Raw genomic sequence first — 12,496 nt, forward strand, 5'->3', positions numbered from 1 at the left:
GACCCCGCCGACGGCGCCCAGGACGAGGCGGTCAGCGAGCCCCGGCCCAACCAGTGACCGGGCCCGTCACCGGCCCCCCCCCCCCCCCCCCCCCCCCCCCCCCCCCCCCGCCCCCCCCCCCCCCCCCCCCCCCCCCCCCCCCCGCGGGTAAAGACCCCGTACGGCGCGCCCCCGCGCACCGCCGGCGGGCGGCTGCTTTGATCACCCGACCGGCGCCGTGACGTCGGGAGGATCGAGGACACCGGTGAGCGCGCTCGTGATCGAGACCAGCGGCCTGCGCAAGGAGTACGCGTCGCGCCGCGGCGGCAGGCGGGTGGCCGTGCAGGGCCTCGACCTGGCGGTGCCCGCCGGCGGGGTCCACGGCTTCCTGGGCCCCAACGGGTCGGGCAAGACGACGACGATCCGCATGCTGCTGGGGCTCTCACGGGCCACCTCCGGCTCGATGCGCCTCTTCGGCGAGGAGGTGCCGCAGCGCCTGCCGAGCGTCATCGGCCGCGTGGGCGCGGTGGTGGAGTCGCCGAAGTTCTCCCCCCACCTCACCGGTCGGCAGAACCTCCTCCTCCTGGCCCGCTCCATCAGCGCCCCCGACGCGCGCGTCGACGCCGCGGTGGAGACCGTCGGGCTGACCGGCCGCGACGCCGACCGCTACCGCTCCTATTCCCTGGGCATGAAGCAGCGCCTGGCCATCGCCGCCACCCTGCTCAAGGACCCCGACCTGCTCATCCTCGACGAGCCCACCAACGGCCTCGACCCGGCCGGCATCCGCGAGGTGCGCGACACCGTCCGCGACCTCGGCGCCGCCGGCGTCACGGTGCTGCTGAGCTCCCACATCCTCGCCGAGGTGCAGCAGGTGTGCACCTCGGCCACCATCATCGGCAACGGCCGGCTGCTGGCCAGCGGCACCGTCGACGACCTCCTCGCCGGCGCCGCCGCCCACCGCGTGGTCACGCCCGACCCCGTCCTCGCCGCCCGCGTGCTGCGCGAGGCCGGCCTGGCCGTCACCGGCCCCGCCGAGGACCCCGCCGACCACCCAGGCGACCACCGCGCCGATCACCACCCCGACCACCCGGGCTCCGAGCCCGACCACGCCCTCACCGTCGAGACCGACGACCCCGCCCGCGTCACCCGCGCCCTGGCCGAGGCCGGGGTGTGGCTGAGCGAGCTCACCCCGGTGCGCCAGGACCTCGAGTCCTACTTCCTCGCCCTCACCGCCGACGACACCCTGGGAGGCCGCTGATGGGCGCCCTGCTGACGGTCGAGCTCACCCGCCTGCGCTGGCGCCGCGCGGTCGTGCTGCTGCTCGCGGCCGCCGTGCTGGTGCCGGCGGTCGTGGTCGGCGCCACCGCGTGGGGCACCCGCCCCCTCTCCGAGGCCGACCTGGCCTCGGCCGAGGCCGACTACGGCGGCCGGTTCCTGCGGCAGGAGGTGCGCTCCTGCGGCCGCGAGCCGCAGTTCTACGGCCTCGAGGACGTCGCGGCCGCCGAGCTCCCCGAGGCCTGCCGCCTCGAGGTGGTGTCGTCGTACGCCGGGCGCAGCCCGCTCGACCTGTCCGAATCGCTGGAGGGCGGGGCGATGGTCGTCGTCGCCTCGGTGCTGGTGCTGCTGATGGTCATGCTCGGCACGACCTTCGTGGGCCACGACTGGAACACGGGGTCGATGAGCAACCAGCTGCTCTTCGAGGCCCGCCGCGGGCGCGTCTGGGCGGCCAAGGCGCTCGCCGTCGGCGCGGTCGGGCTCCTCGTCGCGCTGCTGGTGAGTCTGGCGTGCTGGCTGGCGCTGATGGCGATCGCCTCCTCCCGCGACCTGAGCACCGGCGACGGCGTGCTGCTCGACGGGCTCGAGCAGTGCCTGCGCACGGGCCTGGTCGCCGCGGGCGCGGCGTTCGGCGGCTACGCGCTGACCATGCTGCTGCGCAGCACGGTGGCCACGCTCGGCGTCGTCTTCGCCCTCACCGTGCTCGGCGGCACCCTCATCGGGGTCCTCGGCGGCCAGGAGACCCAGCGCTGGCAGCCCCAGCTCAACGTGCTGGCCGCCATCACCAACGAGGTCGTCTACTACGACGACTCCGACCTCGAGCCCGCCTGCCTCACCGGCATGGCCCGACCCCGCCTCGACTGCGACGCCACCCAGCGCATCGGCGCCGTGCAGGGCGGCTCCTACGTCGGCGTCGTGCTGCTCGCGCTGGGCGCGGCCTCCGTGGTGTCGTTCCGCCGCCGCGACGTGCCCTGACCCGGCCCGCTCCCCGACCCGGGCGGCCGGCGCCGGCCCGGGCTCGCCGACTCCTCGTGACCTGGCCCACCGGCGTAGAGTCAAGGGGTGACGACTGCTCCTGCTCCTGACGGCCGCAAGCTCCTCCGACTCGAGGTCCGCAACGCCGAGACCCCCATCGAGCGCAAGCCCGAGTGGATCAAGACCCGGGCCAAGATGGGCCCGGAGTACACCGAGCTGATGGGCCTGGTGAAGTCCGAGGGCCTCCACACGGTGTGCCAGGAGGCCGGCTGCCCCAACATCTTCGAGTGCTGGGAGGACCGCGAGGCCACCTTCCTCATCGGCGGCGACCAGTGCACGCGCCGCTGCGACTTCTGCCAGATCGACACCGGCAAGCCCGAGGCCCTCGACCGCGACGAGCCCCGCCGCGTGGCGGAGTCGGTGCAGAAGATGCAGCTGAAGTACGCCACCATCACCGGGGTCGCGCGCGACGACCTGCCCGACGGCGGCGCCTGGCTCTACGCCGAGACCGTGCGCGCCATCCACGACATGAACCCCGGCACCGGCGTCGAGAACCTCATCCCCGACTTCAACGGCAAGCCCGACTTGCTGGCCGAGGTCTTCGAGTCGCGCCCCGAGGTGCTGGCCCACAACGTCGAGACCGTGCCGCGCATCTTCAAGCGGATCCGCCCGGCCTTCCGCTACGAGCGCTCCCTCGACGTCATCACCCAGGCCCGCGCCTTCGGCCTGGTCACCAAGTCCAACCTCATCCTGGGCATGGGCGAGACCCGCGAGGAGGTCTCGCAGGCGCTGCGCGACCTGCACGAGGCGGGCTGCGACCTCATCACGATCACGCAGTACCTGCGCCCCTCGGTGCGCCACCACCCCGTGGAGCGCTGGGTCAAGCCGCAGGAGTTCGTCGAGCTCCAGGCCGAGGCCGAGGAGATCGGCTTCGCCGGCGCGCTCTCGGGCCCGCTGGTGCGTTCGTCCTACCGCGCCGGGCGCCTGTACCGTCAGGCCATCGAGGCCCGCTCCGGCGCCTCGGCCTGAGCACGACCGACACGACTGGGAGCAGCACGCCCGCATGGCCAAGAAGAAGGACGCCGCCGCGAAGTCCGGCGCACCCGCAGCGCCGGAGGCGATGAGCCGGCGCAAGCAGTTCGCCGAGACCTACAAGATCACCAAGCGCACCGACCCCAAGATCGGGCTGTGGCTGCTGCTGGCCTTCGTGGTCGCCGCCGCCGTCGGCTTCGCGATCTTCTGGATCCTGCCCGGCTCCGGCGCCCTCGCCTGGGTGCTCTCCACCATCGGTGCGCTGCTCTTCGGCTCGCTGGCCGCGCTGATCGTCTTCGGCCGCCGCGCCCAGAGCTCGGCCTACGGGCAGATGGAGGGTCAGCCCGGCGCCGCCGCGGCCGCCCTGCGCATGCTGCGCCGCGGCTGGACGACCACCCCGGCGGTCGCGTTCACCCGCCAGCAGGACGTCGTGCACCGCGTCGTGGGCCCTCCGGGCATCGTGCTCATCGGTGAGGGCAACGCCCACCGCACCCGCCAGCTGCTCACCGCCGAGCGCCGCAAGCACGAGCGCGTCGCCGGCGGCGCCCCGATCCACGAGGTCGTCTGCGGCCGCGAGGAGGGCCAGGTGCCGCTGCCGAAGCTGGTCAAGCACGTCCAGAAGCTGGGCCGCCAGGTGAAGCCGGCCGAGATCACCGACATCCTCAACCGGCTCAAGGCGCTCGACGCCAACCGCTCCGCCGTACCGCTGCCCAAGGGGCCGGTGCCGACCAACATGAAGGGCATGCGGCAGAACATGCGCGGCCGCTGACCCGCTGCACCAGGTACGACGAAGGGCGCCTCCCCGGCCGGGGAGGCGCCCTTCGTCGTCGTGCTGGGTGGTGGGGCTCAGCTCATGCCGCCCATGGAGCCCATCAGGTCCTCCATCGACTGCACCTCGCTGGCCGGCGGGGCCTCGATGTCGACCGGGTCGCCCCAGTTGTCGTAGGTCATCGTCATGGGGCCGGTGGCGCCCATGTCGACCTCGGCGCGACGGAAGAGGCCCTCGCCGTCGAGGAAGATCTCGTAGGCGATCGTGTCGGGCATCTGCGACTCGGCGAGCCCGGCCATCTCGGGGTCGAGGTTCTCCAGCAGCGCCTTGCCGTCGAGCACGATGGAGTAGTGGTCGAGGCTCTCGCCCTCGACGTCCTCGGTGCCGACGAAGGTGGCGGACTGGATGCCCTTCTCCATCGAGTCGAACATCGTGCGCGGGTCCATCTGCTCGGTCATCAGCGAGCCGAAGGGGTTGTTGGGGTCGCTGAGGTCCATCTTGACCCAGCCGTCGCCGGCGATGCCCTGCATGTAGATGACGTTGTCCTCCAGGACCATGGTGAGGTCCTGGCCGCCGGCGTTCATCTGCATCTCCATGGAGTACGGGTTCTCGGAGAAGTCGGCCTCGCCCTCGGCCTGCATGGCCGCGGAGCCGCCGGTCTCCATGGTGAAGGTGGCGGTCGTGGCGTCCTCGAAGGAGGCGGAGAGGATGTCGGCCATCTCGTCGGCGGGCACCTCGTCGCCCTCGGCGAGGGTCTCCTCGGTCGAGCCCTCCGAGCCCGAGTCGCTCTCGGAGCCGGAGTCGCTGCCGGTGTCGCTGCCGGTGTCGGCGCTGCTGGAGCTGGTGTCGTCGGCGGACTCGTCGCTGCCGCAGGCGCTCAGCGAGACGAGGGCCAGCGGGACGACCGCGGCGGCGGCGGAGCGGCGCAGGGTGCGGCTCCAGGTGGTGGTGCGTGACATGGGGTGCCCTTCGTGTCGTCGTGGGGGTCTGTCTCGAGAGTCCCAACGACCGGCGCCCGGCAAACCTCCCCGGAGGTCACGATCCGGGCTCAGCGCGCGAGCATCCCGCGGTAGGTCTGCAGGGTGATGGTGGCCGAGCCCGCGACGACGTCGTGCAGGCCGCGCCCGTCGGGGCGGAAGACCAGCGGCGGGATGACGAGGATGACCATCACGTGGCGCACCAGGCTGCGCAGCAGGGGCACGGGTGCGCCGTACGGCAGGGAGACCACGCGCAGCCGGGTGGCGACCTGGCCGAAGGAGCCGCCGACGGTGGCGGTCAGCACGGTGGCCTCGACGACGTAGACCAGCAGGGTCCACGACTGCAGGTTGCTGCCGACCTCGAAGTAGTCCTCGAAGCCGACGAAGAGGACGACGACCAGGGTGGAGGCGGCCCAGTCGACCAGCAGCGCGAGCATCCGCCGCGGCCAGGTCGCGGTGTCGACGGCGGGGGCGGGTCCGGTGGCGGCGCTGGTCACTCCCCCAGGCTAGCCAGCGGCTCCTGCACCGCCGCCGGAGCCTGACCACTGAGCGTGCCTGCTGTTACATGCACGACATACAACCGATACGGTCAGGAAACGCCTATCTCCCTAGGGTGGGCCGCATCCGTCCGGCGCAACGTCGCACCGGGCTGTCCACTCCCAGACCGCCGGCTGCCCCACGAGATGGACAGCCAAGGAGGACGAATGTTCCAGAACAGCGACGAGCTGCTCGCCTATATCAAGGACGAGCGCGTCGAGATGGTCGACGTGCGCTTCTGCGACCTGCCCGGTGTCATGCAGCACTTCACCGTGCCGGTGTCGTCGTTCGACCAGTCCGTCTTCGAGGACGGCCTGTCCTTCGACGGCTCCTCGATCCGCGGCTTCCAGGCCATCCACGAGTCCGACATGTCGCTGTTCCCGGACCCGACCACGGCCTACATCGACCCCTTCCGGTCTTCCAAGACCCTGGTCGTGAACTTCTTCATCCACGACCCGCTCACCGGCGAGGCCTACTCCCGCGACCCGCGCAACATCGCGCGCAAGGCGATGGCCTACCTGCAGACCACCGGCATCGGCGACACCGCGTTCTTCGCCCCCGAGGCGGAGTTCTACGTCTTCGACAACGTGCGCTTCGAGACCAAGGCCAACGCCGGCTACTACGAGATCAACTCCTCGGCCGGCGCCTGGAACACCGGTGACTCGTTCGAGAACGACAACCGCGGCTACAAGGTGAAGTACAAGGGCGGCTACTTCCCCGTGGCCCCCACCGACCACTTCGGCGAGCTGCGCGACGAGATGGTCATCGAGCTGGAGAAGTCGGGCCTGCAGGTCGAGCGCGCCCACCACGAGGTCGGCACCGCCGGCCAGGCCGAGATCAACTACAAGTTCGACGAGCTGCTCAAGGCCGCCGACGACGTGATGAAGTTCAAGTACATCATCAAGAACACCGCCTGGCGCAACGGCAAGACCGCGACCTTCATGCCCAAGCCGATCTTCGGCGACAACGGCTCGGGCATGCACGTGCACCAGTCGATCTGGAACGAGGGCTCGCCCCTGTTCTACGACGAGACCGGCTACGGCGGCCTCTCCGACATGGCCCGCCACTACATCGGCGGCATCCTCAAGCACGCGCCCTCGCTGCTGGCCTTCACCAACCCCACGGTGAACTCCTACCACCGCCTGGTGCCCGGCTTCGAGGCCCCGATCTCGCTGGTCTACTCCCAGCGCAACCGCTCGGCCTGCGTGCGCATCCCGATCACAGGGTCCAACCCCAAGGCCAAGCGCATCGAGTTCCGCTGCCCCGACCCGTCGGCCAACCCCTACCTCGCCTTCTCGGCGCTGCTGCTGGCCGGCCTCGACGGCATCAAGAACAAGATGGAGCCGCCGTCGCCCATCGACAAGGACATCTACGAGCTGCCGCCGGACGAGATGGCCGACATCGACCAGGTCCCGACCTCGCTCAACGCCGTCCTCGACTCCCTCGAGGCCGACCACGAGTTCCTGACGGCCGGCAACGTGTTCACGCCCGACCTGATCGAGACCTGGATCGACTACAAGCGCCAGAACGAGATCATGCCCGTGCAGATGCGCCCGCACCCGCACGAGTTCGAGCTCTACTACGACATTTAAGTCGGGGGTCTAGCTGACCTGCGGCTAGATGCCTGAAACGGCGTCGGACCTGCGAAAACGTCTCTCAACGTCTTCCAGCGTCAGGCGCCGTTTCTCATCCTTGTGCGTACCCAGTGCACCCACGTCGGGGAGCATCAGGGCGCGAGCACCCGGACGAGTGCGGCACACTCAACGTGGTGCGTCTTCGGGAACAGGTCGAGGGGCCTGAGCGCGAGTGCGATCGCTTGCGATTGGCCGCTCACGTCGGACCAAACTGGCCGCTGACCTACGACGATGCAGCTGTTTCGCCTTCACAACGGCAGGACGCCTTTGCGGGAGGTTGCGAATCAAACCGAGCCCAATCCGAGCCCTCCGGCCAGCAGGCACCGACGGCCACAAACCATCGCAAGGCTCCTTCGGAGCTGCGCTCGAGGATCCCCGCCGCGAACGGGACGGGCCTGCGAACGGAACTCCATGGGGCGGGACCGTTACTTCTTGAGCTTGAACTCGGGAAATTTCGACCAGTCCAGCGTTTCACCGAGCCAGGCAGCGGCGCTGTCTGCAATGTGCTGTGCCCCCAAAGTGTAAATGCGGCAGCAGTTCAGGGCGTTCTGCAGTACGAGAGTATGGCCATTGCCGGACTTGCGCAGAACCCGGGAGGCGGGTGGCCGCTTCGGGTCCTTCCTCAAGGGCGGTGGCCACCGGACGTCGCTCCACGAGGGAACGAGGCCGTGAGTCAGAGCATGGCGCACCTGCATCCACGACGACGCGTCCAGCAGAACGTCAGCCCAGTCGACCTCTCGTTCGGCCCACGTGCTGTGACCGGCGCGCGTGTTGATGTTCATGCGGATCTTGCGACCTGCAACGCTCTTGCCTGGTCCGCCGAACACGGCCTCGACGCGAGTCGAGAAATCTCGAAGGTCAGGGTTGTTCCACTTGCCGATCTCGTTCGCAATCTCCCCCATCGTTGCGCCCTGCTTGGCGAGACCCACCGCGATGAAGTCCTCGACGAAACCCTCAAAGGCCGAGATCGTCCCAAGCACCAAGGCGGGGTTGAGCGCTGCGGCCTTGCCCGAGTTGCCTTTCGACCGCGGATGGATGGCGAGCAGGTCGCGTGGCATGCGCAGCATCGCGACGAAGCGGTCGAGCGATGTCTGCAGCGGCGGGGCGGCTAATGAGAACGAAGGGGCGGCCATGGCCCGAGTTTGGCGCACTGACGGTGCGCGGTTGCCCCAAACCGGCAAAGACCCGGCTTGATCCCGTTAACGTGAGCCCTGTGACCGAGCCCTGGGTGTCTGCTGACGCGATCGCCGAACATCTCGGCGTCACGAAGGACAGCGTCTACAGCTGGATCGCAACGAAGGGCATGCCTGCTCACCGGGTCGGACGCCTATGGAAGTTCCAGGTTTCCGAAGTGGATGCGTGGGTCCGGGCCGGCAGCGCCGACACGGCCGGAGCAGAGTGACCGATGGAGATCCTCGACAACGTCAACCGCCTGCTTGGCGACGACCTTAGGGCCACGATCGGACGAGGCTCGAAGGTCAGGATCGCAGCCTCGGCATTCTCGATCTATGCGTTCGAGGCGCTGCGCAAGGAACTGGAGCACGTCGAGGCCCTGGAGTTCATCTTCACCGCACCGACGTTCGTGGCCCGCCAGGCCACCGACAAGCTCAAGAAGGAGCGCCGCGAGTTCTACATCCCGCAGGCCAAGCGCGAGTCAAGCCTGTATGGCTCCGAGTTCGAAATTCGGTTGCGCAACAGGCTGACTCAGCGGGCAATCGCACGGGAGTGCGCCGAGTGGATCAAGGCGAAGGTCAGGTTCAAGTCGAACACGACCGGAGCGCCGATGCAGCAGTTCGCGGTGGTCGACGACCGAGTCGCGTACATGCCGTTGCAGGGCTTCACCAGCTCCGATTTGGGCTACGAGCGGGGTGATGCCGTTTCGAACCTCGTCAACAAGATCGATGAGGCGCCGCTGACTGCCGCGTATCTTCAGACGTTCGATGTGGTCTGGAGCAGCCCCCAACAGGTCCAGGACGTCACAGATCTCGTTCACGAGCACATCGCATCGGTCTACGCAGAGAACAGCCCCGAGCGGATCTACTTCCTGATCCTCTACAACCTCTTCGCCGAGTTCTTGGACGAGGTGAGTGAGGACGTTTTGCCCAACGACCTGACGGGCTATAAGGACACCGAGATCTGGAACCGGCTCTACAACTTCCAGAGGGACGCGGCGACCGGCATCATCAATAAGTTGGAGACCTTCAACGGGTGCATCCTGGCCGACAGCGTGGGCCTCGGAAAGACCTTCACAGCTCTCGCGGTCATCAAGTACTACGAGCTCCGGAACAAGTCGGTGCTGGTCCTCGCGCCCAAGAAGCTTGAAGACAACTGGACGACGTACAACACCAATCTGACCACGAACATCCTCGCCAAGGACCGGCTCAATTTCGACGTTCTCGCCCATACTGACTTGAGTCGCTCGAGCGGGTACGCTGGCCAGATCCGCCTCGACCGGCTCAACTGGGGCAACTACGACCTGGTCGTCATCGACGAGTCTCACAACTTCCGCAATGCCGACTACGCGGAGGAGAAGGAGTCTCGCTACCAACGACTCATGCGTCAGGTCATTCAACAGGGCGTGAAGACGAAGGTGCTGATGCTGTCAGCAACGCCGGTCAACAACCGATTCCTGGACCTGAAGAACCAGCTCGCACTCGCGTATGAAGGCGAGTCAGACAACTTGTCCTCGAAGCTCGACATTGCGACCAGTGTCGAGCAGGCCTTCCGGCAGGCGCAGCTGGCTTTCACCAAGTGGTCGACCCTGCCGCCGGAGGAGCGCACCACTAACTCGATTCTCTCGATGTTGGACTTCGACTTCTTTGAGCTCCTTGACGCAGTCACCATCGCACGGTCGCGGAAGCACATTCAGGCGTTCTACGACACAGCGGACATCGGAGTCTTTCCCAGCCGTCGGCCGCCCCTGTCGCTGCGCGAGCCGCTCACCGACTTGGACAACGCCCCGGCGTTCAACGAGATCTTCGAGCAGCTCCAGGTGCTGACCCTGGCGGTGTATGCGCCGCTGGCATACGTCTTCCCGAGCAAACTGCAGAAGTACGTCGATCTCTACAACGTCAGCGGTGGAACCGCGCGCGGCAACCTCGACCACGCCGGCCGCGAGCGGGGCATCCAAAAGCTCATGACCGTCAACCTGCTCAAGCGCCTGGAAAGCTCAGTCGAGGCCTTTCGGATAACGCTCAGGAAGGTTCACGGTGCCGTTGACGCCGCCCTAACAGCACTCGACAACCATGACAAGGCCCTCGAAGACCCCGCTACGGCGTTCGGAGACATCGGAGCAGAGGACGACGACTTCGCGATCCCCGAGTCCGGCAGCGTGGGGCGCAAGTTCCAAGTCGAACTCGCCGACATGGACACGGTCTCGTGGCGCCGCGACCTCTGGAACGACCGTGAGACGTTGCAGGAGCTCATCGAGGAGATGGAGAGGATCAGTCCTCGACACGATGCGAAGCTCCAACGTCTCATCAGTCAGGTCGAGGCGAAGGTCCGGGAGCCCCTTAATGAAGGAAACAGAAAGGTCCTCATCTTCTCGGCGTTCGCGGATACGGCCAACTATCTCTATCGCGAGCTCACACCCGTCCTAACCCGGGCTGGTCTTGAGCTAGGCGTGGTCACGGGTACGTCCAACGGCACCTCGCTTGGGAAGGGATTCGACTTCCAGGAGATCCTTACGCTCTTCTCGCCGAGGTCGAAGGACAAGGCGCTGGTGATGCCGAAGGAGACCCGCGAGATCGACGTGCTGATCGGCACTGACTGCATCTCCGAGGGACAGAACCTGCAGGACTGCGACTACCTGATCAACTACGACATCCACTGGAATCCCGTGCGCATCGTCCAGCGCTTCGGGCGCATCGACCGCATCGGGTCCACCAACGCCACAATCCAACTCGTCAACTTCTGGCCCGACATCTCCCTCGATGAGTACATCAACCTCAAGGAGCGCGTCGAGAACCGCATGGTGATCGCCGACCTCGCGGCCACTGCAGATGACAACGTCCTGACTCAGGAGAGCAGCGAGACCGCCTTTCGGCGGGAGCAACTTCGCAAGCTCCAGGACGAGGTCATCGAACTCGAGGACGTTCGCACCGGGGTGTCCATCACGGACCTGGGGCTCAACGACTTCCGCATGGACCTCCTTGCGTACGTCCAGGAGTACGGCGATCTCGGGTCGGCTCCCAAAGGCCTCCACGCCGCCGTACCAGCCGACCCCGCGAAGGGGCTCAAGCCAGGGGCCATCTTCGCCCTGCGCAACGTCGACCAGTCGGTCGACATCAACCGTCACAACCGACTCCACCCCTACTACTTGGTCTACCTCGACGAGGATGGTCGGGTCATCACCGACCACACCGAGGTCAAGCATGTGCTTGACCTGATCAGGAGCAGTTGCCACGGAGTGTCCGAGCCTGTGCCTGCCGCATACCACGTCTTCAACGCAGCGACCCACGAGGGCACTGACATGTCGGCGTACTCAGACCTCCTCACGCAAGCCATTCGATCGCTCATCGACGTCACTGAGGAGCGTGACATCGACAGCCTCTTCTCAGGTGGCAAGACGACCGCCCTTACGCAGACGTTCACCGGCCTCGACGACTTCGAGCTCGTTGCCTTCATCGCCATCGTCCCAACCGGGGGTGCGGGTTAATGACCGCTGCGCTGTACAGATGGCCTGACCGTGGCCGTGTGGACCGCAATGTCCCGAAGGAGCGCCTGTACGCCGAAGCGGGGGCGAGTGCGAAACTCAAGCAGCAATTTGTCGATGACGTCTTGCGGGTCCGGTGGGCCTACAAGATCGGTGAGGAGTCGGTTCGTCTTGCTCCTGCCGAGCAAGTCGAAGAGTTCCAGGTGTTCGAGGTCGATCTCAAGAGCACGGAACTGACGGACAGCGTGCTGAAAGCAATCGACACGGCCATTCCATCGCCGATCATCTTCGAGCTGACCCGACCGTCTGGAGAGGTCCAGGTAGCAGCGGCTCGCAAGGGGTCCGGGCTCCGGGGGCCGAAGCTCAGTTCATACTTCCGCAGCGACTGGCAAGCGACGACAAACGAGCGTCGCGACCTTCCGCCTGCGCTAAACCTCCAGGGCCTCTACGAAGCGATCCTGACTTCGCTCTTGGCCGTCACCGGACGCCCGGGCGAGGAACTGTCGGGGGCCATCGAGAGAATGGCCCGCGCCACCCAGCTGGAGCGTGAGATCGGAACGTTGACACGGCGGCTGCGCACCGAGCCGCAGCTCAACCGCAAGATCGACATCCGACGCGAGCTCAAGGCGAAGCAAGCAGAACTAGACGAGTTAAAGTAGAGACA

11 protein-coding genes are annotated in these 12,496 nt (G+C 67.2%); 8 read left to right on the forward strand and 3 right to left on the reverse strand.

The genetic code is table 11. The features are described 5' to 3' along the window. Nucleotides 1-244 precede the first annotated feature (244 nt). The 4 genes from LPA27_RS14210 (at nucleotide 245) to LPA27_RS14225 (ending at nucleotide 4,030) form a co-directional block, all read left to right on the forward strand. On the forward strand, nucleotides 245-1,237 hold the full coding sequence (locus LPA27_RS14210) for an ABC transporter ATP-binding protein (protein ID WP_228942856.1): 993 nt from the start codon (nucleotides 245-247) through the stop codon (nucleotides 1,235-1,237). Further along, nucleotides 1,237-2,229: a hypothetical protein gene (locus tag LPA27_RS14215; protein ID WP_228942857.1), complete on the forward strand. Its 993-nt coding sequence runs from the start codon at nucleotides 1,237-1,239 to the stop codon at nucleotides 2,227-2,229. Before LPA27_RS14210 ends, LPA27_RS14215 begins: the two co-directional genes overlap by 1 nt. Nucleotides 2,230-2,316: 87 nt before the next feature. Continuing rightward, nucleotides 2,317-3,258 carry a lipoyl synthase gene (gene lipA / locus LPA27_RS14220; RefSeq protein WP_056862687.1) on the forward strand — a complete coding sequence of 314 codons (942 nt, stop codon included), beginning with the start codon at nucleotides 2,317-2,319 and terminating at the stop codon, nucleotides 3,256-3,258. A 34-nt stretch (nucleotides 3,259-3,292) separates the two neighbouring features. Continuing rightward, nucleotides 3,293-4,030, forward strand: a complete 738-nt coding sequence (locus tag LPA27_RS14225; RefSeq protein ID WP_056862686.1) for a DUF4191 domain-containing protein — start codon at nucleotides 3,293-3,295, stop codon at nucleotides 4,028-4,030. Between the two features lie 77 nt (nucleotides 4,031-4,107). Here the strand turns inward: LPA27_RS14225 and LPA27_RS14230 are convergent, their stop codons facing one another. Both LPA27_RS14230 and LPA27_RS14235 read right to left on the reverse strand, forming a co-directional pair. Further along, complete coding sequence (locus LPA27_RS14230) at nucleotides 4,108-4,989, reverse strand: DUF6612 family protein (protein WP_228942858.1); 882 nt, start codon at nucleotides 4,987-4,989, stop codon at nucleotides 4,108-4,110. Between the two features lie 89 nt (nucleotides 4,990-5,078). After that, a complete protein-coding gene (locus LPA27_RS14235) occupies nucleotides 5,079-5,504 on the reverse strand; it encodes an RDD family protein (protein ID WP_056862684.1) in 426 nt (141 codons plus the stop codon). A 207-nt stretch (nucleotides 5,505-5,711) separates the two neighbouring features. Here LPA27_RS14235 and glnA point away from each other — a divergent pair, with 207 nt between their 5' ends. After that, nucleotides 5,712-7,136 carry a type I glutamate--ammonia ligase gene (gene glnA / locus LPA27_RS14240; RefSeq protein WP_228942859.1) on the forward strand — a complete coding sequence of 475 codons (1,425 nt, stop codon included), beginning with the start codon at nucleotides 5,712-5,714 and terminating at the stop codon, nucleotides 7,134-7,136. A gap of 467 nt (nucleotides 7,137-7,603) precedes the next feature. Here glnA and LPA27_RS14245 read toward each other — a convergent pair whose 3' ends face one another. After that, a complete protein-coding gene (locus LPA27_RS14245) occupies nucleotides 7,604-8,311 on the reverse strand; it encodes a hypothetical protein (protein WP_228942860.1) in 708 nt (235 codons plus the stop codon). Between the two features lie 80 nt (nucleotides 8,312-8,391). Here LPA27_RS14245 and LPA27_RS14250 point away from each other — a divergent pair, with 80 nt between their 5' ends. The 3 genes from LPA27_RS14250 to LPA27_RS14260 are packed head-to-tail and all read left to right on the forward strand — an operon-like array spanning nucleotide 8,392 to nucleotide 12,491. Continuing rightward, entirely contained in the window at nucleotides 8,392-8,580 is a 189-nt protein-coding gene (locus LPA27_RS14250) for a helix-turn-helix domain-containing protein (RefSeq protein ID WP_228942861.1), read from the forward strand. 3 nt (nucleotides 8,581-8,583) lie between these two features. Further along, complete coding sequence (locus tag LPA27_RS14255; RefSeq protein ID WP_228942862.1) at nucleotides 8,584-11,835, forward strand: helicase-related protein; 3,252 nt, start codon at nucleotides 8,584-8,586, stop codon at nucleotides 11,833-11,835. Beyond that, nucleotides 11,835-12,491, forward strand: a complete 657-nt coding sequence (locus LPA27_RS14260; RefSeq protein ID WP_267477217.1) for a DUF4391 domain-containing protein — start codon at nucleotides 11,835-11,837, stop codon at nucleotides 12,489-12,491. Before LPA27_RS14255 ends, LPA27_RS14260 begins: the two co-directional genes overlap by 1 nt. The last annotated feature ends 5 nt before the right edge of the window (nucleotides 12,492-12,496 follow it).

This window comes from Nocardioides sp. Leaf374, from assembly GCF_916862475.1.
GTDB classification, from domain to species: domain Bacteria; phylum Actinomycetota; class Actinomycetes; order Propionibacteriales; family Nocardioidaceae; genus Nocardioides; species Nocardioides kribbensis.